Consider the following 26,305-nt stretch of genomic DNA (forward strand, 5'->3'; position numbering starts at 1 on the left):
AGCTGGAATTTTTTTTGAAAATAATGTTAGCTAGTTGACAATTAAAATTCTCAAAGTATAATTTTTCCGTCAAGGAGGAAATTTTGCAAGAAGGAATTTTAAAAAAAATAAAAGATTTGGATATTTGTATGATTAGAAAAATGTCGGAACTAAAAAACTGCTCAGGACATGACCATTCTAATGCAGCAAATCCAACTCAAGTAAAAATTTTTTCGTATTTGATAGAAAATAAAGATAGGGATGTTTTTCAAAGAGATTTAGAAGAAGTTCTCAATCTAAGACGAGCGACAATATCAAATATTTTGAAAAAAATGGAAGCAAATGAATATATTGTAAGAGAAACTGATAAAAAGGATTTGAGATCTAAAAAAATTATTCTTACAGATTTGGCTATCAAAAGGTATCAAAAGGGTTTAAATCACTTGAGAGATATTGAAAGGATAGCGACGAAAAATATAGATAAGAAAGATTTAGAAATATTTAGTGATGTTATTGATAAGATGATTATTAATATTGAAAATTATAATGGAGATATGAATAATGATAAAATTATTTAAAAATTTGAAAAAAATAGATGTGATTTATGGTTTAATAGCCATAATTTTTATTGTCTTTCAAGTTTATTTAGATTTGAAAATGCCTGATTATATGTCAAAAATCACGGTGTTGGTTCAATCTGAAGTAAGTGAGCTTGATGAAGTTTTAAAATATGGTGGCTACATGATGGCTTGTGCCTTTGGTTCAATGATTAGTGCAGTTATTACTGGTTATTTGATTTCTACAGTTTCTGCCAGATTTTCTAAAAATGTTGGAAGAAAATTATTTGATAAGGTTACAAGTTTTTCAAGTGAGGAAATAAATGAATTTTCTACTCCAAGCCTTATTACAAGAAATACAAATGATATAACACAGGTACAAATGTTTTTGGCTATGGGCTTACAAATGTTAATAAAATCGCCAATAACCGCAATTTGGGCTATAAATAAAATTCTTGATAAAAGCTGGCAATGGTCAGCTGCTACAAGCGTAGCTGTAGTATTTTTGTTGGTTGTTGTAGGAATAATAATGGCGATTGTAGTTCCAAAATTTAAATTAGTTCAAAATTTAATTGATAAATTAAATAGGGTTACAAGAGAAAATTTAATTGGAATTAGAGTTATTAGAGCCTTTAATGCTGAAAAATATCAAGAAGAAAAATTTGAAGATGTAAATACAGATTTGACAAATTTACAAACTTTTAACCAAAAAATGTTTGCTTTAATGATGCCAATTATGTTTTTTGTAATGAATTTTTTGGCTTTGGCAATTTATTTTATTGGCTCAAGATTAATTGATGGGGCAATGATTGCAGAAAAAATTGAATTATTTGGAAATATGGTTGTATTTTCATCTTATGCTATGCAAGTTATTATGTCATTTTTAATGTTAGCCTTTATTTTTATGATGCTACCAAGAGCAAATGTATCAGCAGATCGTATTAATGAAGTTTTAAATACAAAAATTAAAATAGAAGATGGAAATGGAGCAGTAGAAGATAATGGTATAAAAGGAAAAGTAGAATTTCAAAATGTATACTTCTCATATCCTGATGCAGAAGAAGCAGTTTTAGAAAATATTTCTTTTACAGCAAACAGGGGAGAAACTGTTGCCTTTATCGGATCAACTGGTTCAGGAAAATCTACTTTGATTAATTTGATTCCAAGATTTTACGATGTAAGTGGCGGAAAAATTTTAATAGATGGGATTGATGTTAGAGATTATCCATTAAAAGATTTATATAATAAGTTAGGCTACGTTTCACAAAAAGCATTTTTGTTTAATGAAAGCATAGAAAATAATATAGATTTTGGAGAAGGACTAAAAGAAATTAGTGATAAAGATATAGAAAAAGCTTTGGATATTGCTCAAGCAAGTGAGTTTGTAAATAAAATGGACGATGGCAAAAAATCTATGATAGCCCAAAGTGGTACAAATATTTCTGGAGGACAAAAACAAAGATTATCTATTGCTAGAGCCATAGCAAAAGATCCTGAAATATTTATTTTTGATGATTCATTTTCAGCGCTTGACTACAAAACAGATGCGATTTTGAGAAATGAATTAAAAAAATCTACAGAAAATTCTACCAAATTAATAGTTGCTCAAAGAATTGGAACTATTATGAATGCGGACGAAATAATAGTTTTAGATCAAGGAAAAATAGTTGGAAAAGGACGCCACAAAGAATTATTAAAAAACTGTGATGTTTATAGAGAAATTGCTCTATCCCAACTAAGTGAGGAGGAATTATATAATGGCTAGACATGGAAATGTAAGAGGGAAAATTGAAAAACCAAAAGATTTAAAGTCATCAATAAAAAGATTAACAAAAGAATTAAAAGAATTTAAATTTTTAATAGGACTTAGCATTGTGCTTGCTATCGTTGGTTCAATTTTAACAATAATTACTCCAAATAAATTATCAGATATGGTTGATGAAATTTCTCTTGGAATTAGACCAAGAGTAGAAAATATTGAACCAATAGCTAAAAATATTCAAAAAGGAATGAAAAATAGAGGTCTTGTCCCAATAACAATAGATGGAGTTGAAATTAGCGTAGAAGATCAAATGGAATTTGCAAAAATAATGCAAAAAAGCCAAGGAAAAAATATGGATATGAAAAATTTATCCAAAGAAGATCAGCTAAAAGAGTTAAGAAAATTGGAATCATTCCCAAAATCAATAAAAAAAGTAATTGAACCAAAAATGGATTTGGAAAAAATAAAAAATATTGCAATTGTAGTAGCACTTTTATATTTTATAAGTTCATTTTTTACATTTATCCAGTCCATTTCAATGACAGAAGTTGCAAATAGATTTGCAAAAAAACTAAGAAATTCAATTTCTGAAAAAATTAATAGACTGCCATTGACATTTTTTGATAAAAATTCTGTTGGAGATATTTTATCAAGAGTTACAAATGATATTGATACAATTGCCCAATCAATGAACCAATCGTTGGCAAGTCTTTTCTCATCAATCGTTCAATTTTTAGGAACAATTATAATGATGTTTTACACAAATTGGCAAATGGCAGTAACTGCTATTGTTTCAAGCACATTTGGTTTTATATTTATGTTTTTGATAATTGGTAAAAGTCAAAAATATTTTTCAATGCGACAAAAATCACTTGGAAAATTGAATGGACACATTGAAGAAGTTTATTCGGGCTTAAATATTGTAAAATCATACAATGCCAAAAATTATGTTCTAGATAAATTTGATAAGGCTAATTATGATGTTTATAAAGCAAGTCAGATGAGTCAATTTTTGTCAGGATTAATGATGCCTTTAATGATTTTTATTGGAAATTTGGGCTACGTTGCAATTTGTATTGTAGGAGCTGTTTTGACAATTAAAGGGAAAATTACTTTTGGAGTAATTGTTGCTTTTATGTCTTATGTCAGATTATTTACATCTCCACTTTCACAAATCGGACAAGCTATGACATCAATTCAATCAACAGCAGCAAGTAGTGAGAGAGTTTTTGAATTTCTTGATGAAAAAGAAATGGAAGATGAAAAAGAAAAAAAAGAATATTTAGATCCACAAAAAGCCTTCGGAAATATTGAATTTAAAAAGGTAGAATTTACTTATGATGGAAATAAAAAACCAACTATTACAAATTTTTCAGCTGATATTAAAAAAGGACAAAAAGTTGCAATAGTTGGGCCAACAGGAGCTGGTAAAACAACTATGGTAAATCTTTTAATGAAATTTTATCAAATAAATAAGGGAGATATTATTATTGATGGAAAATCAATAAATGATTTAAAAAGAGAAAATATCCACGATTTATTTACCATGGTTTTGCAAGATACTTGGTTATTTAAAGGAACAATTAGAGAAAATATTTTATTTAATAGAAAAGATATTTCAGAAAAAAGATTAAATCATGTAATAAAATCTGTAAGCTTAGATCATTTTATAAAAACTTTACCAAAAGGACTAGATTCAAAAATTGATGATGACGATTCAGTTTCACAAGGACAAAGACAACTTCTTACGATAGCTAGAGCTATGATTGATGACAAACCATTTTTGATTTTAGATGAAGCAACATCAAACGTAGATACAAGAAGTGAAGAGTTAGTTCAAGAAGCTATGGATAAATTAGCACAAGGAAGAACTTCATTTATAATTGCCCACAGATTATCAACAATCAAAAATGCAGATTTGATTTTGGTAATGGATGAGGGAAATATAATTGAACAAGGAAATCATGAACAATTAATGAAAAAAAATGGGTTCTATGCTGATCTTTACAATTCACAATTTAGTTTATAAAAGGATAATCAAATGAAAAAAATTATTAACACAGCAATGTTTTATATGATTTATGGCTTAACAGCAGGAGCTTTTTATAGAGAATATACAAAATTTAAGGGATTTACAGGACTAACAAGTCTTTCAAAAGTCCATCCTCACGTTTTAGTTTTGGGAATGTTAGTATTTTTGATAATAGGAGCTTACGCTTACAACAAAGAAGATTTAATAAAAACAAAAAGTTTTTCAAGATTTTATAAAGTTTATAACATTGCTCTAGTAGGAACAAGTCTTACAATGTTTGTAAGAGGCTTAACACAAGTTAACGCAAGCCAATTGACAAAAGCAATGGACATGTCAATTTCAGGAATTGCAGGAGTATTTCATATATTGATGGCAGTAGCATTTTACTTTTTCTTTAAGTCTTTAAAATCTATTGCAAAATAAAAATTACAAATGAAAATTAAAAGGGACTGTAGGTAAATTATGATTATTAATAATTTTTCTATAGTCTTTTTTTTATGTAATTATTTAAAAAATAAAATAAATTGAAAGCTTTTAAAAATTTTTAGAATTTTTAAAGCTTACTGAAATTTTTAAGAGAAAAAAATTAATTCTTATTTATATTAAAAATTTAACTTAGCTATTAAAATAAAAATATTTTTAGCCATTTATTTTAATGGGTTATGATTTAATTATTTTACTTTATCTAGATAACAAAATAAAATAATTAAAATCAAAATTGACAATAAGCTCTTGATATTGTAAAATAATTATACGATAAAATTTAACATATAATTTTATCAAGGAATTATAATAAAATATAATTTACTATGAAAGGAATTAATATGAAAAAAGAAAAATCAATTAGGCTACCTAGTTTTTTTGAAGCGATTTTGCCGATTATAACTATGGTGTCTTTGATGATTTATGTATTTGCTTTTGCAAAAGAAAAAGTTGATGGAAAATTTGAATCTATTTATGATGGGGCACACATGCCTTTGATTTGTGGAATAATTGTTGCTTGTTTGGTTGGGATGATTTGCGGTCATTCTTTTAAAGAGATGATTAATGGAATGATTAATAGGATTAGCACAACTCTTGATGCAATTTTAATTTTACTTACTGTTGGTCTTTTGGTTTCTTCTTTTATGATTAGTGGAACAATTCCAGCTCTTATTTATTATGGGATTGATTTATTAAATCCAAAATTATTTTTACCAATTGGTTGCATCATAACAGCAATTGTAAGTCTTGCTTGTGGATCTTCTTGGACTGCGACAGCAACAATTGGAATTGCATTTATGACAATAGGAAAGGGAATGGGAATTAATCCATCGATTAGTGCTGGTATGGTAATTTCTGGTGCTTATATTGGAGATAAATTTTCTCCTTTATCAGATACTACAAATCTTGCAGCTGGTGTTTCAAAAACTGGTTTGTTTGATCACGTTACTGCAATGATTTCTACAACTGGTCCAGTTTTTATAATTTCTTTGATTTTATATACAATTTTGGGACTTAGGGCAAATGTTGTTAATTATGATCCAACAATTGCAGAAGGCATAAAAACTTCTCTTGCAAATAATTTTAATTTAAATCCATTGGTCTTACTTCCGATTGCAATTATAATTTTAGTTTGTGTATTAAGAATTGAAGGCTTGGCTGGTGTAATGATTTCTGTTGTAGTTGGAATTATTTTTTCTTTAATTTTTCAAGAACCAAGATCTCTTGCTAAAATTTTTTCAATTTTACACTATGGTCCAGATATTGAAACAGGAAATGCTTTTGTTGATCAAGCATTGGCAAAGGGAGGAATGGATAATCAAATGTGGACTATAAATTTAATTTTATTAGCTGTATCTTTTGGAGGAGCTTTAGAAAAATCTGGAGTTGTTGAAAAATTATTTGCTCACTTAAAAGAAAAAATTAATTCAGTTGGTGGACTTGTTTTTACAACAATGGTAACTTCAATTTTTTGCGATGCAACCATGTGTGATCAATTTTTAGGAATTGGAGTTCCAGCTCCACTTTATGAAGATAAATATGATGATATGGGTCTTTCAAGAAATTTTTTATCAAGAACATTAGAAGATGCAGGCACTTTGTGGGCAGTTATGTTTCCGTGGACAGCTTGTGGAGCTTATCAAATGAAAACTTTGGGAGTAAATCCTCTTTATTATTTCCCATTTGCATTTGTAAATTTATTAAATCCAATATATGCTCTATTAACAGCGTATTTTAAAAGAAATATATTTTGGGCAGATGGTTCATACACAAATATTTTTGGAAAAACAAAAATGAAAAAGAAAGCACACGCACCAAAAGAAGTAGAAATTTATGCAACAAATCAATTAGATAATTTAAGAAAAGAAGGAAAAGCTCCAAAAATTTCACTTTAAATCCTCCATTTAAAATAAGCTTTTCTTTTAAAAAAAATAATGCTATACAAAAAGTATAGCATTATTTTTTATTCTTCAATTTCTTTAGTACCTTTTGGAACTCTATCAAAAATTCCTGTAACCATAAGAGCTATTGCGCCATCGCCTGTTACGTTACAAGCTGTTCCGAATGAATCTTGAAGGGCAAATATTGAAAGCATAAGAGCTGTTCCTGTATCATTAAATCCTAAGACAGAAATAATTAATCCTAAACTTGCAACTACTGTTCCTCCAGGAACTCCTGGAGCGGCTATTGCAAAAATTCCAAGCAATGCAATAAATACAATCATATTTGCGTTTGATGGAACTTGTCCTGTTAAAATTTTTGAAACTGTCATAACAAAAAATACTTCTGTTAAAACTGAACCGCAAAGATGTGTGTTGGCACAAAGTGGGATTACAAAATCTCTTATTTTTGGATCTAATGTTTTTGATTTTCTAGCACATTTTAAGGCAACTGAAAGGGTTGCTGCTGATGACATTGTTCCTAAGGCTGTAAGGTAAGCTGGTAAATAATGACCAAAAACTTCTTTTGGATTTGTTTTTGAGAAAAGTCCTCCCAAAGAATATAAAAGTGTCATCCAAATAAAATGTCCAACTATTACTATTAAAATTATTTTCAAAAATACAGGCAATTCTTGTAAAACTACTCCTTCATAAGCTAAAACTGCAAAAGTTGAAGCTATATAAAAAGGTAGCATATTAATTACGACAACGTCTACGATTTTTAAAACAATATTATTAAGTTCTAATAATAAATTTTCCCAAGTTTTAGATTTTGTAAGAATAACTGCTATACCAAAAATTATTGATGTTACAAGAGCTGTCATAACTGGCATTATTGGATCTATTGATAGTTTAAAAATAGATTCTGGAATTTCTTTTGCACCTGCCACATTTGATGCAATATTTAAATGAGGAATAATAGCTTTTCCAGCCAAAAAACTAAATGTTCCTGCACCAATTGATGAAAGGTAGCAAATCAATAAAGTTACAGTTAGAATTTTTCCTGCATTTTCTTTTAGTGAAACAATAGCAGGTGTAACAAAACCAAGGATAATCAAAGGAACAATATATCCAATCAAATCTCCAAGAATTGTTTTTATCGAACTAACTACCAAAATTGCAGATTCATTTGAAATTTGTCCAATAATAATTCCTACAATAATTCCCATCACTAGCTTAAAAACTAATGAATTGAAAAAGCTTTTCTTTTTCATTTTTCATACCTCTTTCATTTATTTTAATAATATTCTACATTAATTCAACAAAATTACAATACCATAATAGTCTTTTATTGTAATAAATTATATTAATCATAAAGTTTCGCTTGGCTTAAATACATTTTTTTATAAAGTCCATCATCTTTCATTAGCTTTTTATGATTTCCATTTTCTGTAATTTTTTTATTATCACAAACGATAATCCTATCAGCATATTTTGTTGATGAAAGCCTGTGAGAAATAAAAAGTGAAGTTTGTCCTTTTGAAATATCTAGCATTTTTTCAAAAATTTCTTGTTCACTTCTTGGATCAAGAGCGCTTGTTGGCTCATCCATTATAAAAAATTTTCCTTCGTGTACCATAGACCTTGCTAGGGCAAGTTTTTGTCCGATTCCACCAGAAGGTTCGACAGAATTTTTTGAAAAAAGGAAAGTCAAAAAAGTATCTTCTCTATCTACAAGTTTGTCTATCCAAGATTTCAAATTCAAAAGATAAAATGATTCATCCATTTTTTCTCTTTGATAATTTGTAATTTCATCAAATAAATTCGCTGAAATATTTTCAGAGATTCTAAAAGGAAATAATCTAAAATCCTGAAAGGTTGGGGAGAGGATTTTGTAATATGTTTTTGTATCAATATCATTTATATTAATCCCATTCAAATAAACATTTCCTTTTGTAGGCTTATAAAATTTGCACAAAAGTTTTACAATTGTAGATTTTCCAGCGCCATTTTTCCCAACAAGAGCTACGGTTTCTCCATTTTTAATTTCAAAAGAGCAATTTTCCAAAATATTTTCCTTTGATTTTGGATATTTAAAGCTAACATTATCAAATTTAATAGTGATTTTTTCTGTGTTTATATTTTTGATTTTTCCCTCATCAAAATTTTCTTCTTTTTGATTTAAAAAATCAAATAAGCTTTGAAGCTGAGCATTAAAGGCAATTACTTGGGCATAATTTTTTTGAATTTCCTTGCTTGCATTTATTAAACTTATTAATGAGTTAAAATATAAAGTAAAATCAGCAAGGCTTATGGCTTTTTCTATAAGCTTAACTACAAGAAAAAACAAAGATCCAAGTATAGAAAAATTAGAAAATACATTCATTAGACCAACATAAATTCCATTTTTTGTATAGTATGCGCTGGAATTTTTGACCATTTTTTGATGAAAAATTTCAGATTTTTTTAAAATAAAATCTTCTCCATTATAAATTTTTATATCTTTAAAATACCTGTGATCTTGAGAAAAATTTATAAAAAATCTGTAAGCTCTTAGAACAGGTATATCATTTTTTTGATAATCTAATTCATTTTTCTTTATTAATTCTACAATTTTTTTATTTAAAAGTATTAATATAAGTACTACAAGTACAACAAAAACCGTTAATTTCATTAGAATTATTAAAGAAAAGATTCCAGTTATAGCAAGGTTTAAAGATATTGTAAAGGTGTCAACTACCTTATAAATTTCAAAAATTGCATGATGAGATTTTTCCATTTCATCTTGAATTTTTTTACTATCAGATTTTTCTATTGGTAACTTAATTGCTTTTTCACTTAACTTAAAAGTATAAATATCAATAAATGACTCAAAAGCTTCAGTAATTAAATTTGCATTTAACCTGTTAACTAATCCCCTTATTAAATCAAAAATTAAAACTAAAAAAGCGATTATAAAAATAATTTTTAATCTTTTTTGTCCGTATATTTCATCAATTATTAATTTTGGTGCAATAATAGAAAAAAGAGGAAGTATTCCCATAATAAGGGAAAATACTACAAATTTTTTGATGAAATTTTTGTGTATTTCATTTATTCTTTTTAATAATTTTAAAATATTTTTCATACTTTCTCCTTATAATTTTTTGCTTGAAGATTGTATAAATCCTTGTAATCAGAATCATTTTTCATAAGATCTTCGTGACTTCCTGTAGATTTTATTTCCCCATCTTTTAGATAGACTATCCTGTTGCAAAATTTTGTTGATGCAAGACGATGAGATATAAAAATTGAAGATTTATCTTTAATCAAATCATTGTACAAAGTGTATAATTCTCTTTCTGCAAGAGCGTCAAGTTGGGCGGTTGGTTCGTCTAAAATTAAAAGTTTTGAAGAATTTTTTTCAATACTTCTTGCTAAATACAATTTTTGCTTTTGTCCACCAGAAAGATCAACTCCATCATCATCTAAAATTCTAAGCAAAGTTTGTTTGTCTTTTTTGTCATAAGATTCTATAATTTTATTCAAATGAGTAAGTCCATAAGTTTTTTCTAGATTTTTATTAGAATCATTTAACAAAATATTTTCTTTAATAGAAAATGGAAGAATTTGAGAATCTTGGAAGACAGCTGATACCAAACTATTATAATCATAATCTAGTTTTTTGAAATTTTTACCATTAATAAAAATTTCCCCATCATAAGACTTATAAAAACCTGCAAGAATAAGAGCAAGAGTAGATTTACCTGCTCCATTTTCTCCGACTAAGGCTATAGATTCATTATTATTTATAGTCAGATTTATATTTTTTAGAACGTATTTGTCTGAATTTGGATATTTAAATGATAAATTAACTAGATCAATTTTTAAAATTTTTGGTAAATTATTATTTTCAAAAGATTTTTGATAAGGATTTATAATTTTAAAAAACGGTTTAAATCTTGTAAGATTATCAAAAAAATCATTAAAAATCCACATAAACAAATTGTTAAAATTTACAAAGGCTAAAATTGCTGTAAAATAAACATAAAAATCGCCAAGGTCAAGCTTTCCGCTCATAAGATTTGTAATAAGCCAATACATAATAAGAGCATCTCTAATAAAATTTATAAGTCTTACAAGGCTATAAATTTTAAAGGTTTTTTTATCTGTTCTAACTAGGTATGCTATTCTATCTTGGTTGGTTTTTTTGTAAAAACTTTTAAAGACATTTATAAAATCAAAAATAAGTATATCTTGTTTTGACAAGGGAGACCTAAGTTCATTATTTAATTTTGTAAATTTATTGTAGTTTTCATTTTGGTCGTTCCAAAATTTAGAAAATTCTCTAGGAATTTTATTTGCTATATAAGTTGAAATTATTGTCAAAATTATTATCAAAGCCAAAATAATTCCACCAATTTTTAAAAAAATCCACAAAAATCCTGCAATAGAAGTTAGGGATGCTAAAAATTCTGGCAAAGTCATCATTACAGCTCCTGCTCCTAGATAGGGACTGTCGACAGCCTTATTTGCACTATTTATTTTTTCAGATTCAGATTTTTTCATTTTTTCTTCATAGGGAAGGTAGAGGGCATATTTTGTTACCATATTCATATATTTATACCTAATATTATTCATTTTCATACGGTAATTACCCATGATATAAGATTCAAAAAAACTTATAATCGTTGATAGGACTAATAATAAAATAAAAAAGCCTAACATAAAATCAAGTCCATTTTGATAATTTTTCAATATGTAGGCAGGCGAAATAATCCATATAAATGGTTTTAAGCCTATAAATATGGAGTAAAGTATGATTAATAAATACATGCTTGGCTCATACTTAGCCATTGATTTAAAAATATATTTTAATTCTTTCATAAAAAGCCTAAACGGCATCCTCCTTGTTGTAGTAAGTCAAGGAGCTATTCCTCACTTACAAGTTACAAATCTCCTCTTTATTTTTAATATTATTGTTCATTTTTCTTCTCCTTTCTTTAAAGCTAATTTAATATTAGCAATTTAATTTAATGAAGTCAAAAAAAGATGGCAAAGGCCATCTCAATTTTCTAATATTTCAATTGCACATTTTAATCCATCAAGAGCTGATGATATTATTCCTCCAGCGTAACCTGCACCTTCGCCAATTGGTCTTAAATTTTTAAATTTTAAAGTTGAATAATTTTTATTTCTTTCAATTCTAATAGGACAAGAAGTTCTTGTTTCAACTCCTGTTAAAATTGCATCATCATCTGAGAAAGCTTTCATTTTTTTTGAAAAATCAATTAGGGCAAGTTTTATTGCCTTGTTTATTTTTTCTGGATAAATTTTATTTAAATCAGCAAATTTATAAGAAGGTTTGTATGTTGGTTTAATTTCTCCAAAATCTTTTGAAACTTTTCCTTTAATATAATCAGAAACTTTTTGAACAGGAGCTGTAAAATTTCCACCACCAAGTTTGTAAGCCCTCTCTTCTATTTCTCTTTGAAATTTTATACCAGCAAGATTATCATCTCCCAAAACTTCAGAATCAATCGCACAAACAATTGCAGAATTTGAATTATAATTTCCCCTGTCATGATAGCTCATTCCATTTACACAAAGTCGATTTTCTTCGCTTGATGCAGGAACAACATAGCCACCTGGGCACATACAAAAAGTATATACAGAAATATTTTTCTTCTTATCAAAATATTTAAGGGCGTAGGAAGCTTGAGGAAGCCTATCATCAATGATTTTATATTGGCTAAAATTGATATCTTTTTGCAAGTGTTCAATCCTAAAACCAACGGCAAAATTTTTTTGGCTAATATCAATATATTTATCTAACATTATAAAAGTATCGCGAGAAGAATTGCCCAAGGCAAGCACATATTCGTCGGCTTGGTATTCATTTTTATTTGTAATAAGAGATTTTATTTTACCATTTTCAATATTTAAATCTGTAAAAATTTCATTAAAATGAAAATTTCCGCCCATTTCAATTATTTTTTTCCTAATATTTATGATAACTTTTCTTAAAAGATCTGTTCCAACGTGGGGCATTTGAGTGTATAAAATATCTTCGGGAGCACCATTTTCAACCAAAATTCTAAAAATTTCCCTAGACCTTTTATCTTTTGACCTTGAAGTAAGTTTACCATCAGAAAAAGTTCCAGCACCACCTTCGCCGAATTGAATATTCGATTCGGGATTTAATTTTAAATTTTTAATAAAATTATTGATAGTTTTAACCCTATCTTCAATTTTTTCGCCTCTTTCAATAAGAGTTACTTTAACACCATTTTTACAAAGAGCATAGGCACAAAAAAGTCCACTGGGACCAGATCCAACAATAATAGCAGAATTTATTTTATTTTTATTTTCTAAAACTAAATCCTCTTCAACAAATTCCCCAATATCATTTTTTAATTTTTTCCTAGTTTTTTTATCAATATCACAATCAATCAAAACTTGATAAACATAAAAAATACCACGCCTTGCATCGATTGACTTTTTATAAATTTTAAAAGAATCAATTTTTCTATTAATTTTTTCTTCAATAGCTTTTTTTAAATTTTCATCATTATCCAAATCAAATGGAATTTTTATATTTCTAATTATATACATAAGATATCCTTTCCTATTAATTTTAACAGATTTTTGATGTTAAATAAATTTAAAATAATATATAATTAATTAGGAGGAACTTATGAAAGTTAGTTTAGTTGAAAATAAATTAGAAAAAGAAAATATTTCATCTTACATATTAAATGATTTAAATTCATGGTTTGAAGATGAGTATGCTGTAAAAAATTATATAGAAAAATCTAAAGAATATATTTTTTTCAAAGCAAGCGAAAAAACAAAAAATCTTGGCTTTATCGTCTATAAAAAAACTTCGGATTATACTATTGAAATATTTGTAATGGGAGTTTTGAAAAAATATCACAGAAATCATATAGGAAGATATTTATTTGAAAAATCCATTGAAATTTTAAAAACGTATAATTATGAATTTATTCAAGTAAAAACTTTAAAAGAAGGAATAGACGATGGATATGATAAAACAAATAAATTTTATCAAGCTTTGGGATTTAGAAAATTTGAAGTAATTGAAGAAATTTGGTCAGAAGATAATCCTTGCCAAATTTATGTGAAAAGTATTGTTTGAGGGAGCAATTACATAATTTTTATCCTAAAAAATGATAATTTATAAAAAAATATTTGACAATATTAAAAACAGCTCTTATAATAGCTATAACAATAATTTATTTATAAAAATTTATGAAAAAAAGAGTAGGCTTGTGGAAAAGCACAGAGAGTTGGAGTTTGGTGAGATCCATCCTTTGAAATAAGTTCGAAAATCATTTTTCTTTTGCATATCTGAATTATAGTAAGATATGTCGCCATGGTTGGCGTTATCAAAACCCGGCATTGTTTGATGCTTGAAGAGCTTATTTTTATATAAGAATAAAGGTGGTAACGCGGAATTTTCGTCCTTTGTCTAATTTTTAGACAAGGGACTTTTTTAATGAATAAATATTGTAATAAATTTTTTGGAGGATAGAATGAAAAAATTATCAACAAGTCAATTTTTACAAGTTAGTGTAATGCTATTCGGTTTATTTTTTGGAGCTGGAAATTTAATTTTCCCTCCACTTTTAGGAAATCAAGCAGGATCTTTTACATTTATTTCTTTGTTAGCATTTTGCGTTACTGCTGTAATATTTCCTGTAATGGGAGCTATAGTAGTAGGAAAAACTGAAGGATTAACAAATTTATCCAATAGAGTTTCTCCTTTATTTTCTGTAGTTTTTACTACGGCAATATATTTATCAATAGGACCTGGACTTGGGATACCAAGAGCGGGCTCTGTTCCTTTTGAAATGGCAATAGCTCCGTATATACCTCAAGGATTTAATATAAATCTTGCAAGATTTTTATATACTTTAGTATTTTTTAGTGTTGCCTTATTTGTATGTTTAAAACCAAATAAACTTGTCAAAAGAGTTGGAAAATATTTAACACCTGCACTTTTAATAATGATAGTTTTTATGTTTTTAAAAGTTATAACAATGGATAAAAATATAGGAGCTCCTGTTGGAGAATATAAAAATGCTCCATTAGTAAAGGGATTTTTGGAAGGATATAATACTATGGATGCTGTTGCTGCATTAAATTTTGGTTTTGTAATAGCTCAATCCATAAAAAGATTTGGAGTAAAAGATAAAAATGAAGTTACAAATTATACAATAAAAGCAGGACTTGTAGCAGGAAGTGTTTTATTTTTAGTATATGCTATGCTTGCAAGTGTAGGAATGATAGGCTCATCAAAACTTGTTGGAGCAGAAAATGGCGCTGTAATATTAACATATGCAGTAAAAAATGTTTTTGGAAATTTTGGAATAGTATTACTTGCAGCAATATTTACGCTTGCCTGTCTTACAACTTGTATAGGACTTATAACAAGTGGTGGAGAATATTTTGAATCATTATTTAACCACAAATTATCATATAAAAAATGGGTTTTAGTTTGGACTTTATTTTCATTTTTGATGGCAAATTTTGGTTTAAATAAATTATTAGAATTTTCAGTTCCACTATTAACAATAATATATCCAGTGGCTTTAGTCTTAATACTAATGGGAATAAGCCATGATTTTCTAAATTATTCAAAAGAATCTTATCTATTTACAGCAAGCTTATCAGTTTTAATACCATTAGTAGAAGTATTAAATAATTCATTTGGAATAAAATTGTGGTTTGTCACAAATTTAGTTGAATCTTTACCTTTATACAAAGAAGGACTCTCATGGCTATTGCCAAGTTTATTTGTTTTAGTTATAACAACAGTAGTTTTTAAATTTTTGTACACATTTAAAGAGAATGAAAAAATTAAAGAAAGATATTAGAAAATAATCGGGGAGACTCGATTATTTTTATATTTTTATAAATGGATAAAGAAAATTTACTTGAAAATTAATTTGTGATATAATTTTACTATCTTATTGTGACTTTAATACATTTTTGTATTATTGTACTAAACTAAAGGAGGGAATATGTTAACAAAAATTAGTAATTTTATAGGGCCTATAAATGAAATTCTTTATTATCCGATATTAATAATTTTGTTGCTTTTGATAGGTCTTTATTTTACATTTAGGACTAAATTTTTACAAGTTAGATTATTGAAAGAATCAATTAATGTTGTAATGGAAAAACCTGAAGAGGAAGGTGCTGTTTCTTCATTTCAAGCTTTGATGGTTTCTACTGCATCTAGAGTTGGTTCTGGAAATATTGTAGGAATTTCTACAGCAATTTGCCTAGGAGGTTATGGTGCAGTTTTTTGGATGTGGATTGTTGCGATAATTGGTGGAGCAAGTGCTTTTATTGAATCTACTCTTGCACAAATTTATAAAAAAAGAGATGAAAATAATAAATCTTACGGTGGACCTGCTTATTATATTGAACAAGGTTTAAAATCTAGAACACTTGGAATTATTTTTGCTATTAGTTTGATTTTGACTTATGCAATTGGTTTTAATATGCTTGCATCTTTTAATCTTCAAACTTCTTTTATTGCTTATGATTTTTATGATCCAAACAAAACTCCATTTATTATTGGATTAATTCTTGCAATCATTACTGGAATTTGTATTTTTGGTGGCGGGGATAGAATAATTAAATTTACATCAACTTTAGTTCCTTTTATGGGAATTATTTATATTTTGGTGGCTATTATTATGATAGTTGTAAATATTTCTTACATTCCAACTGTTTTTTCAAATATTTTTAAGGATGCTTTTAATTTTAGGGCGATTTTTGCAGGACTTGCATCTTCTTCAATGATGTATGGAATAAAAAGAGGGCTTTATTCAAACGAAGCTGGTATTGGTTCAGCACCAAACGCTGCTGCAAGTGCAAATATTTCTCATCCAGCAAAACAAGGTCTTGTTCAAATGCTTTCAGTTTTTATTGATACACTTTTGATTTGCTCAGCTACAGCTTTTATGTGTCTTTCTTCTGGAATTGAACCAAGCGAGGCTTTAAGTGGAGCTCCTTATGTTCAAGAAAGTCTTTCAACTTTGTTGGGTAGCTTTGGAAATTATTTTATTTCTTTTTCCTTAGCTTTATTTACTTTTACAACTTTGATTGGAAATTTATTTTATGTAGATAGTAACCTTGCTTATATAAATAAAAAAACACCATCAAAAATTTTTATGATAATATTTAGATTGTTTGCAGTAATTGTAATTTTATTGGGAGCTATGAGCAAAGTTAAACTTGCTTGGGATATTTCTGATTTGTTGATGGGAATAATGGCTTTAATAAATTTACCTTCAATTCTAATTTTATCTAAAAAAGCTATTGATTGTTTAAAAGATTATGAAATTCAAAAAGCAAGTGGAAAAAATCCAATATTTAAAGCAAAAGATATTGGTATGAAAGAAAAACTTGATTATTGGAATTAATTACAAAAAAATAAATAAATTTTAACCGTTAGCTTGTTAAAGATTGTTGCAATTTGACAAAACAACTCATTAATGGTAGTATTCATAGTGCAATTGAACAAGCGTGATAGAGGTGCGGAAAACATTAGTAAAATATTTTTTTGGGAATCGAAAATATTTGAAAGGGTAATCCACCGAGGGATTTTGAGTCTGCCCAAGACTTAAAGTTGCCGGGACGATTGGAGAATATCTGTCGTACTGCCATATTTTTATGGAGAGCTGTCGTGGTTTATAATTATTTTATATAGTTTAATATTTAAGTCATGGCATGCGTCATGACTTTTTTTGCAATTTAAATTCGAGAGGAGTTTTAAAATGAACAAAAAAAGAAAATTACCATTACTTTTGGTAATTTCTTTAGCACCGATAATTGTTTCGATATTTATTGTAGAAAGTGGTATTGAAACTTATGCTAGTATTTGGGCGTTATTACCCCCAGTTGTGGCAATTTTAATGGCACTTATGACAAAAGAAGTATATTCTTCTTTATTTTTGGGGATTGTAATAGGAGCAATATTAGCATCAAAAAGATCTTTGGCAAAATTTTTAGATAATATTGTTGTAAAAGGTCTAACTAATTCTATTTCACAAACTTCAGGAATTTTTATTTTCTTGATAGTTTTGGGAATTTTGGTAGTATTAATAAATCATTCTGGAGGATCAAAAGCATTTGGGCAATGGGCTGACAAAAAGATAAAATCAAGAAAAGGATCACAACTTGCAACATATTTTTTATGCATTATGCTTTTTATTGATGATTATTTTAATTGTTTGACATCAGGTTCTGTAATGAGACCAATTACTGATTCTCACAGAATTTCTAGAGCAAAACTTGCTTATCTTATAGATGCAACAGCAGCTCCAATTTGTATGATTGCACCAATTTCATCATGGGCTGCTGCAGTTTCTGGATATGCACAAGGAACAGGTCTTTCGGGAATAGAATTATTTATAAAGGCGATTCCTTATAATTTTTATTCTATTTTAACTTTGTTTTTTGTAATATCTCTTATTCTTTTTGGAAGAGATTATGGTCCTATGAAAGATTTTGAAGATAGGGCAATTAATGATGGAGACTTGGGAAATATAGTAGAATCAGAAGTTAGTGCAGAAGATGGTAATCCTGAAGGAAAAGTTATTGATTTAGTTTTTCCAATTTTAAGTCTTATTATAATTTCTGTTTTGTCTTTAGTTCATATTGGTGGATTTTTTGATAAATCTAGTGAATTTTATATGGATTTTGTAAATGCTTTTGCAAATACAGATTCAACAGTTGCTCTTCCAATGGGAGCAATTATAGCTTTAATTATTACGATAATTTATTTTTTGATAAGAAAAGTTATTAGTTTTGAAAAATCTATGGATGCAATTCCAGAAGGATTTCAATCAATGGTTCCTGCGATTTTGATTTTGACAATGGCTACAAGCTTAAAAAATATTTCAAATGATTTGTTAGGCTCAACAAAATTTGTCGGAAATCTTATGACAAATGCAGCAAGTGGACTTAGCACATTTTTGCCAGCTGTTATATTTGTCGTTGCTATTTTATTAGCATTTGCAACTGGAACAAGTTGGGGAACTTTTGGAATTTTAATTCCTATAGTAGCATCAATGTTTGATCCTACTGATCCAATATTTTTTATAGGAATTTCAGCTTGTCTTTCAGGAGCAGTTTGTGGAGATCATATTTCTCCAATTTCTGATACGACAATTATGTCATCTGCAGGAGCAGGATGCGTTCACGTTGATCATGTAAGAACTCAACTGCCTTATGGAATAACTGTCGCATCAATAGCTACAATTTCATTTATAATAGCAGGATTTACACAATCAGCTTTAATTTCAATAGCATTTGGAGCAATTGTAATTTTTATTTTCATGCTATATTTAAATAAAAGTAAAAAATAAATTTGGAATTTTTGTAAAAGTATAAATACAATCGTCCTTAATTAGAATTTTATCTTAAAAATTTTAAAAAATTAAGATTTATTTCTAATTAGGGGCGATTTTTTTATTTTGTAAGAAATTTTTTTATTGTAATTTATTTTTTGAAAAAATTAATTAAAAAATAAATTATTTTACATTAAATATTAAGTCAAGTATAATTAGAAACTAACATAAAAAATATGGATAAAATTGATATTTAGGAAAGAGAGGATTTATGTTTTTATTAGATAACATAATTGGTATTGCAGATTTTTTGTGGAGCAATATTATTGGTTATGTTTTATTGGGAGTAGGTCTTTATTATACAATAAGATTAGGTTTTCCTCAGATAAGATATGCTAAAGATATAAAAGATGTTTTGAAGAAAAATTTAAAAAGTGATGATAATGTTTCAGGCTTTGGAGCTTTGGCTGCTGCTGTTGGTGGACAAGTAGGAACAGGTTCTTTGGTAGGAGTTGCTTCTGCTCTTGTAGCTGGTGGTCCTGGTGCAATTTTTTGGATGTGGGTTACTTCAATTTTAGGTATGGTAATCACATTTGCCGAAACAGTTTTAGGTCAAGTTTATAGGGTTAAATTATCTGATGGAACTTATAGGGGTGGTCCAGCATATTATATTAGAAATGGTTTGGGCAAAAGAATTTTATCAATTATAACGGCATTTTTATATATAATCGGAGTTGGACTTTGTATAGCATTTATGCAAACAAATTCAATAGCAAATGGATTTAAGGATGTTATTGATTTTAATCCAATTATAGTAGGAGTCATTGTGACAATTCTTGCAGGAATAATTACTATTGGTGGAGTAAAAAGACTTACAAAAGTTACAGGATTTTTGGTGCCAATTATGGCAGCTTTTTATGTATTAGTTGTTTTTATAATTATAATTACAAATATTAGTAAACTTCCTTCTGTTATTGCATTAATTTTTAAATCAGCTTTTAGTCCACAAGCAGCTGTTGGAGGAATTGTTGGTCATAGTGTAATGCAAGCTTTTAGAAATGGAGTTGCAAGAGGATTATTTTCAAACGATGCAGGTAATGGAATTGCAGGAATTATGCATTCATCTGCTGACGTTGACCATCCAGCAGAACAAGGATTTTTGGGAATGTTTGGAACCTTTGTAACAACTTGTATAATTTGTTCGCTTACAGCTTTCGCGATTTTATTAACTGGTGTTTTGGGAAATGGATCTGACGGAATAAATCTTGTTCAAGATGCTTTTTCTGCACAAATTGGGGTAGTTGGAAGATGGGTTGTTGCTTTTGCTATGGCATTTTTTGGATTTACAACATTAATTGCAGATTTATTTTATGGAGAAGCTAATGTAATTCATATATTCAAAGAAAATTTTAAAATTCCACTTTGGATTTATAGAATTTTTGCAGCTGTTATGTTTATAGTTTCTACAAAAATGTCTCTTGATAGAGTTTGGGGGTTGATTGATGTTTTTGTAGGAATTTTGGTATTTATAAATGTAATAACATTAATGTTTTTGTTTAAATCCGTAAAAACTGTTTTAGATAATTATGAAAAACAAAAACAAGAAGGCAAAAAGCCTGTTTGGGATAAGGAAAATAATAGTCTTTATTCTGATGAGGGCGAATATAAAAATTTTAAAATTTAAAATTCTAAAAAATCTTAGCTTGTGTGTGCTAGGATTTTTTATTTTCCAAAATATTAACAAATATGTTAAGTAAAATAAGCTAGAAATTTAAAAAAATATTTCATTTAAAAAATAAAATCGTATAATCAAAAAGTAAAGTTAAGTACATGGAGGTATTTATGAATAAGTTAGGAAGAAAAGTTGTTTTGATTGGTAGTGGATTTGTAGGATCTTCTTATGCATTTGCTTTGGTTAATTCTGGACTTGCAAGTACTCTTTCAATTATTGATATAGATAAGGACAAGGCGATTGCAGATGTTAATGATTTGATGGATGCAAGTTGTAAAACACAATCTCCAACTTTGGTTAAGGAAGGTTCTTACGAAGATTGTAAAGATGCTGATTTGGTTGTTTTGTGTTATGGAAATAGCCAAAAAAATCTTACAAATAGACTAAATGATATAAAAATTGCAACTAGGATGGTTGTTGATACAATTCCAAAAGTCATTGAAAATGGTTATGATGGAATAATTTTGCTTGCAACAAATCCAGTTGATGTTATTTCAAAAGTTGTTCAAAAAGTTTCAGGTCTTCCTTATAATAAAATTGTAGGAAGCGGAACAAATCTTGATACGGCAAGATTTATCCAATTTTTGGCAAAAGAAGTTTCTTGTAATCCGAAAGATGTTGAAGCTTATGTAATAGGAGAGCATGGCAATTCATCAGTTGCTTTGTGGTCAAATGCAAGAATTAAGGGAATTTCTATTGATAAATTTTTAGATAATATTGAAGATGAAGATAAATTTAAAGAAGAAGTTTCTGAAAAAATTAGGGACAAGGCTTTTCAAATTATAAAAGGAAAAGGTGCAACTCATTTTGGAATTGCAAATTGCTTGCTTGATTTTACAAGAGCAATTTTATTGGATGAAAAGAAAATTATAATGACATCAGCATATCTTGATGGAGAATATAATAACAAGGGTTTATACACAGGAGTTCCAGCAGTAATTGGGGCAAATGGTTGTGAAAAAATTCTTGAGATGGACATTTCTAAAAAGGAACAAGAAATGTTTGATAAATCATGCAAGGATCTTGAAGAAAATTATAAACTTGCCCAAGAGGTTTTTGATGAATAAATTATATTATAAATATTTTCTTTTTGGAATTTGTGATATAATAATTTGCTTTGCTCTATATAAAATGATAAATATTTACGCTGGAATTCTTGGCTTATTTTTATCTAATATGTCTAAGGCTTTTTATGAAAAATCTTTTTATAAAAGTATAGATAAGTTTAAAAAGCTAGTAAAAAATTCTAATTTAAGTTATGAACAATTATCATATATTTGTAAAATGGATGAAAATGATATAAAAATTCTTATTGGAAATGAAAATAAGGGATTTAAAGCTGAAAATATAAAAAAAGCTATTAAAAATTTAGAAAATTATTTAAATAAATAATTAGTATAGAGTCATATTATTATGGCTCTATTTTTTTTTTGCAAAAATTTAAGCTTTATTTTACTTAATTTCTTTTTTCTAATATAATGATAGTTGTAAATTAATGATCTATGGGAGCTATGTGCTGAGAGGAAGTTCGACTTCGACCATCAAACCGGACAGGATAATGCCTGCAAGGGATGAAGCATATTTATTCTCCTATAAGTAATTTTAGGAGGTTTTTTTAATTTATGAAATATAAGACACAGATGGAAGCTGCAAAACATGGTTTTGTAACAGAAGAGATGAAAATTGTTGCCAAAAAAGAAAATGTTAGCGAAGAATTTCTTTTAGAAAAAATTGCAAAGGGCGAAATTGTAATTCCTAGAAATAAAAATCACAATTCAATTTCTCCAGAAGGAATTGGCACAGGATTAAAAACAAAAATTAATGTAAATTTAGGAATTTCAAAAGATTTAAATGACCTTGATCTTGAGATGCAAAAAGTTGATATGGCACTAAAAATGGGAGCTGAATCTATTATGGATTTATCAAATTATGGTAAAACTCAAGAATTTAGAAAAAGATTAATTGAAAAATCTACAGCAATGATTGGGACTGTTCCTATGTATGATGCTGTTGGGTTTTTGGATAAGGGTTTAAGTTTTATAAAGGCTCATGAATTTTTGGATGTTGTAAGAAACCATGCAGAAAATGGAGTTGATTTTGTTACAATTCACTGTGGAATTAATAGGGCGAATGCAGAAATTTTTATGAGAAATAGAAGGGTAAATGAAATTGTATCCCGTGGTGGTTCACTTTTATTTGGTTGGATGAAAATGAATGATAAAGAAAATCCATTCTATGAATATTATGATGAACTTTTGGATATTTTAAGAGAATATGATGTTACCTTATCACTTGGGGATTCTTTAAGACCAGGTGGAATTCATGATGCAACAGATCCTGCTCAAATTGCAGAATTAATTACTCTTGGAGAGCTTACAAAAAGAGCGTGGGAGAAAGATGTTCAAGTAATAATTGAAGGACCAGGTCATGTTCCAATAAATGATATTGAAATGAATATGAAACTTGAAAAAAAATTGTGCCACAACGCACCATTTTATGTTTTGGGACCTTTGGTTTGTGATGTTGCTCCAGGATATGACCATATTACAAGTGCAATTGGAGGAGCAATTGCAGCAAGTCACGGGGCAGATTTCCTTTGCTATGTAACACCAGCAGAACATTTAAAACTTCCAGATGTTGATGATGTAAAAGAAGGAATTATTGCGGCAAAAATTGCAGCTCATGCTGGAGATATTGCAAAATTAAAAGACGCAAGCAAATGGGATCTTGAAATGAGCAAGAGAAGACAAAAACTTGATTGGGAAGGAATGTTTGAACTTGCAATAGATCCTGAAAAATGTAGAAGATATAGAGCTTCATCAAGTCCAGAAGAAGAAAATACTTGCACAATGTGTGGGGCAATGTGCTCAGCTAGAAACATGAATTTAATTCTTGAAGGAAAAGATATAAAATTATAAAATTTAAAAAGTGCGAAAATATTTTCGCACTTTTTTACAATATTTTTTTAATTTCAGATAAATTTTTTACTTGATAAGTGAAATTTTTATCTGAAATTTTTTTGTCTTCCTTATTTAAATAAATAGATTTGATTTTTGAATTTTTTGCACCAATTATGTCTGATTTTATGCTATCTCCAATCATGATTAAATCATCATTTGAAAATTTTGTAAGATCCATTATTTTTTGGAAAAATTTCTTATCTGGTTTTTCAAAACCGATTTTATCTGATACAAAAATTTTATCAAAATACTTATCAAGATTTGATTTTTTTAACCTATTTTCCTGCATTTTAAATATCCCATTGCTTGCAGTAAAAATTTTGTATTTATCCGATAAATATAACAATAAATCCTCAATTCCATCGACCATTTCAATTTCATCATATAAAAATTTTACAAATAAATCATTGAAAAGGCCTTTTTCTATATCTAGATTAAAATATTTACCCATCTGATAATCTCTTTTTATAAAAACTTCTTTTATATTAATCTCTCCTAATTTTTGCTTGGTCCATAAAATATCATTAACCTTATTAAAATAAGAAAAATCTTCTTCTTTAAATTTTAAATTGAATTTTTCTAAAGTTTTTAAAAAAGAATTTTTGGAACATTTTTCAAAATCAAAAATCGTATCATCTATATCAATTAAAACTGCTTTAATCATTTTACTATTTTAAATACATACATCTCATAGCATTTAATACAGCTATAATTGTAACACCAACATCTGCAAAAATTGCAGCCCACATTGAAGTAAGTCCCAAGGCTCCAAGAATTAAAACTATAATTTTTACACCGATTGAAAAATATATATTTTCTTTTACAATTCTTAGACATTTTTTTGAAACTTTTATGGCCGTTGGAATTTTTCCTGGATCATCATCCATTAAAACAACATCAGCAGCCTCTATTGCTGCATCTGAGCCCATAGCTCCCATAGCAATTCCTACATCTGCTCTGGTAAGTGATGGGGCATCATTAATTCCATCTCCAACAAAGGCGATTTTTTTATTTACATCATCTTTTTTATCTAAAATTTCTTCAAGGATTTTTACCTTGTCTTGAGGGAGAAGTTCACTGTAAAATTCATCCAAAGATAAATTTTTTGCAACATTTTCTCCAACTTCTTTAGAATCTCCAGTAAGCATTATTGTCTTGCTTATATTATTTTTTTTCAAATCAGATATAGCTTTTTTAGAATTTTCTTTTATTGTATCTGATATTACAATGTGACCTTGGTATTCATTATTTATTGCAAGATGGATAATGGTTCCAATTTTTTCACAAGCTTTCCATTCTATATTTAATTTATCCATTAATTTTGAATTTCCAAGGTAAACCTCATCACCATTTACTTTTGCACTTATTCCATAGCCTGAAATTTCTTTTATATCACGAATTTCACAATCATCTTTTTCGTTTGGATAGGCTTTTCTCAAAGAATCTGCAATAGGGTGGGTTGAATATCTTTCAACGTGACTTGCTATATGAAGAAGTTCTTCTTTAGATAATTTTTCTGGATGAACAGCTGTTACTTCAAAAGTTCCCTTTGTTAAGGTTCCGGTTTTATCAAAAATGATTTGGTCAACATTTGATAAAACTTCCATATAATTTGATCCTTTTACAAGAATTCCCTTTTTGCTTGCAGATCCAATTCCTGCAAAAAATGAAAGAGGAATTGAAATAACCAAGGCGCATGGGCAAGATATAATTAAAAATATCAAAGCCCTATAAATCCAAGATGAAAAATTTGGACTATTTCCCATCAAAAATGAAAATATTCCTGGTAAAAACGCTAAGGCTAAAGCAAGATAAACAACTACTGGTGTATAAATTCTTGCAAATTTTGTAATGAAATTTTCAGATTTTGATTTTCTTTCTGATGCATCTTCAATTAATTCTAAAACTTTTGTGACGGTGGATTCTCCAAACTCTTTTGTAGTTTTAATTTTTAATAAACCATTTAAATTAATTGATCCTGAATATATTTCAGATCCTTCTCTTACATCCTTTGGAACTGACTCACCTGTCAAGGCTTTGGTATCAAGTGAAGATTGTCCATCAATTACAATACCATCCAAAGGAACTTTTTCTCCAGGCTTTATTACTATTGTTGAACCAATTTCAACATCGTCTGGATCTACTTCTTCTATATTTCCATTTTCATCTTCAATATTTGCAAAATCTGGAACTATATCCATAAGATCTGCAATAGATTTTCTGCTTTTTCCAACAGCATATGATTGGAAAAATTCTCCAATTTGGTAAAAAAGCATAACAGCAACAGCTTCTACAAAATCTCCACTTTTTGTATAAAAAGCAAGAATTATTGCTCCAATTGTTGCAATAGACATCAAAAGAGATTCATCAAAAGCCTGTTTATTTTTAATTCCGTTGAAAGCCTCAAGTAAAACGTCATATCCAACCAAAAGATAGGAAATTAAATACATTATACTTGTAAAAACATTATTAAAATTTAGAAAATGTAGGATAATTAAGATTAAGGCTGATAAAATTATCCTAGATAAATTTTTCTTTTGATTTTTATTCAT

General features: G+C 28.0%; 20 protein-coding genes, 1 riboswitch and 1 other annotated feature. Of the genes, 14 read left to right on the forward strand and 6 right to left on the reverse strand.

The genetic code is table 11. The annotated features are described in order from the left end of the window. Positions 1-83: 83 nt before the first annotated feature. The 5 genes from HMPREF2782_RS00670 to nhaC all read left to right on the forward strand — a co-directional run bounded on the left by HMPREF2782_RS00670 (position 84) and on the right by nhaC (position 6,708). A complete protein-coding gene (locus HMPREF2782_RS00670; protein WP_070640098.1) occupies positions 84-557 on the forward strand; it encodes a MarR family winged helix-turn-helix transcriptional regulator in 474 nt (157 codons plus the stop codon). Further along, positions 541-2,301, forward strand: coding sequence for an ABC transporter ATP-binding protein (locus tag HMPREF2782_RS00675; RefSeq protein WP_070640101.1), 1,761 nt, complete (start codon positions 541-543; stop codon positions 2,299-2,301). The genes HMPREF2782_RS00670 and HMPREF2782_RS00675 overlap by 17 nt, the downstream gene beginning before the upstream one ends. Next, positions 2,294-4,327, forward strand: coding sequence for an ABC transporter ATP-binding protein (locus tag HMPREF2782_RS00680; RefSeq protein ID WP_070640104.1), 2,034 nt, complete (start codon positions 2,294-2,296; stop codon positions 4,325-4,327). Before HMPREF2782_RS00675 ends, HMPREF2782_RS00680 begins: the two co-directional genes overlap by 8 nt. Positions 4,328-4,339: 12 nt before the next feature. Continuing rightward, the gene (locus HMPREF2782_RS00685) at positions 4,340-4,753 is read left to right on the forward strand and encodes a DUF2871 domain-containing protein (protein WP_070605061.1); all 414 of its coding nucleotides are present in this window, start codon (positions 4,340-4,342) and stop codon (positions 4,751-4,753) included. Positions 4,754-5,154: 401 nt separating this feature from the next. Continuing rightward, a complete protein-coding gene (gene nhaC / locus HMPREF2782_RS00690) occupies positions 5,155-6,708 on the forward strand; it encodes a Na+/H+ antiporter NhaC (protein ID WP_070640107.1) in 1,554 nt (517 codons plus the stop codon). 68 nt (positions 6,709-6,776) lie between these two features. On the opposite strand, the gene HMPREF2782_RS00695 is transcribed toward nhaC, so the two are convergent. From HMPREF2782_RS00695 to HMPREF2782_RS00705, 3 genes are all read right to left on the reverse strand, one after another. After that, positions 6,777-7,967 carry a dicarboxylate/amino acid:cation symporter gene (locus HMPREF2782_RS00695; RefSeq protein WP_070640111.1) on the reverse strand — a complete coding sequence of 397 codons (1,191 nt, stop codon included), beginning with the start codon at positions 7,965-7,967 and terminating at the stop codon, positions 6,777-6,779. Between the two features lie 92 nt (positions 7,968-8,059). Further along, entirely contained in the window at positions 8,060-9,820 is a 1,761-nt protein-coding gene (locus tag HMPREF2782_RS00700) for an ABC transporter ATP-binding protein (protein WP_070640114.1), read from the reverse strand. Next, positions 9,817-11,559: an ATP-binding cassette domain-containing protein gene (locus tag HMPREF2782_RS00705; RefSeq protein WP_070640117.1), complete on the reverse strand. Its 1,743-nt coding sequence runs from the start codon at positions 11,557-11,559 to the stop codon at positions 9,817-9,819. The genes HMPREF2782_RS00700 and HMPREF2782_RS00705 overlap by 4 nt, the downstream gene beginning before the upstream one ends. Here HMPREF2782_RS00705 and HMPREF2782_RS09450 point away from each other — a divergent pair. After that, entirely contained in the window at positions 11,492-11,704 is a 213-nt protein-coding gene (locus tag HMPREF2782_RS09450) for a hypothetical protein (RefSeq protein WP_186821640.1), read from the forward strand. The genes HMPREF2782_RS00705 and HMPREF2782_RS09450 overlap by 68 nt on opposite strands. Before the next feature lie 35 nt (positions 11,705-11,739). On the opposite strand, the gene HMPREF2782_RS00710 is transcribed toward HMPREF2782_RS09450, so the two are convergent. Next, positions 11,740-13,287 (reverse strand): NAD(P)/FAD-dependent oxidoreductase, encoded by a 1,548-nt coding sequence (locus HMPREF2782_RS00710; protein WP_070640121.1) that lies wholly within the window; start codon positions 13,285-13,287, stop codon positions 11,740-11,742. Positions 13,288-13,369: 82 nt separating this feature from the next. On the opposite strand from HMPREF2782_RS00710, the gene HMPREF2782_RS00715 reads away from it, so the two are divergent. The 8 genes from HMPREF2782_RS00715 to thiC all read left to right on the forward strand — a co-directional run bounded on the left by HMPREF2782_RS00715 (position 13,370) and on the right by thiC (position 23,711). Beyond that, on the forward strand, positions 13,370-13,831 hold the full coding sequence (locus HMPREF2782_RS00715; RefSeq protein WP_070640124.1) for a GNAT family N-acetyltransferase: 462 nt from the start codon (positions 13,370-13,372) through the stop codon (positions 13,829-13,831). Between the two features lie 103 nt (positions 13,832-13,934). Then, positions 13,935-14,164: a binding site (T-box leader), on the forward strand. A 64-nt stretch (positions 14,165-14,228) separates the two neighbouring features. Further along, on the forward strand, positions 14,229-15,572 hold the full coding sequence (brnQ, locus tag HMPREF2782_RS00720) for a branched-chain amino acid transport system II carrier protein (protein ID WP_070640126.1): 1,344 nt from the start codon (positions 14,229-14,231) through the stop codon (positions 15,570-15,572). 147 nt (positions 15,573-15,719) lie between these two features. Beyond that, a complete protein-coding gene (locus HMPREF2782_RS00725) occupies positions 15,720-17,132 on the forward strand; it encodes an alanine/glycine:cation symporter family protein (protein ID WP_070640129.1) in 1,413 nt (470 codons plus the stop codon). A 99-nt stretch (positions 17,133-17,231) separates the two neighbouring features. Further along, positions 17,232-17,401, forward strand: a riboswitch (Lysine riboswitch). An 85-nt stretch (positions 17,402-17,486) separates the two neighbouring features. Then, positions 17,487-19,079 (forward strand): Na+/H+ antiporter NhaC family protein, encoded by a 1,593-nt coding sequence (locus HMPREF2782_RS00730; RefSeq protein ID WP_019117520.1) that lies wholly within the window; start codon positions 17,487-17,489, stop codon positions 19,077-19,079. Between the two features lie 253 nt (positions 19,080-19,332). After that, positions 19,333-20,745 (forward strand): alanine/glycine:cation symporter family protein, encoded by a 1,413-nt coding sequence (locus HMPREF2782_RS00735; protein ID WP_070640132.1) that lies wholly within the window; start codon positions 19,333-19,335, stop codon positions 20,743-20,745. Between the two features lie 158 nt (positions 20,746-20,903). Continuing rightward, positions 20,904-21,860 (forward strand): L-lactate dehydrogenase, encoded by a 957-nt coding sequence (locus HMPREF2782_RS00740; RefSeq protein ID WP_070640134.1) that lies wholly within the window; start codon positions 20,904-20,906, stop codon positions 21,858-21,860. Further along, positions 21,853-22,185: an integrase gene (locus HMPREF2782_RS00745; RefSeq protein ID WP_070640137.1), complete on the forward strand. Its 333-nt coding sequence runs from the start codon at positions 21,853-21,855 to the stop codon at positions 22,183-22,185. Before HMPREF2782_RS00740 ends, HMPREF2782_RS00745 begins: the two co-directional genes overlap by 8 nt. 230 nt (positions 22,186-22,415) lie before the next feature. Beyond that, positions 22,416-23,711: a phosphomethylpyrimidine synthase ThiC gene (gene thiC, locus HMPREF2782_RS00750; RefSeq protein WP_070640140.1), complete on the forward strand. Its 1,296-nt coding sequence runs from the start codon at positions 22,416-22,418 to the stop codon at positions 23,709-23,711. Positions 23,712-23,745: 34 nt separating this feature from the next. Here the strand turns inward: thiC and HMPREF2782_RS00755 are convergent, their stop codons facing one another. After that, positions 23,746-24,417 carry a YjjG family noncanonical pyrimidine nucleotidase gene (locus HMPREF2782_RS00755; RefSeq protein WP_070604958.1) on the reverse strand — a complete coding sequence of 224 codons (672 nt, stop codon included), beginning with the start codon at positions 24,415-24,417 and terminating at the stop codon, positions 23,746-23,748. A gap of 4 nt (positions 24,418-24,421) precedes the next feature. After that, entirely contained in the window at positions 24,422-26,305 is a 1,884-nt protein-coding gene (locus HMPREF2782_RS00760) for a heavy metal translocating P-type ATPase (protein ID WP_070604960.1), read from the reverse strand.

The organism is Anaerococcus sp. HMSC068A02, assembly GCF_001811125.1.
In the GTDB taxonomy this organism is placed as follows: Bacteria; Bacillota; Clostridia; order Tissierellales; family Peptoniphilaceae; genus Anaerococcus; species Anaerococcus vaginalis_C.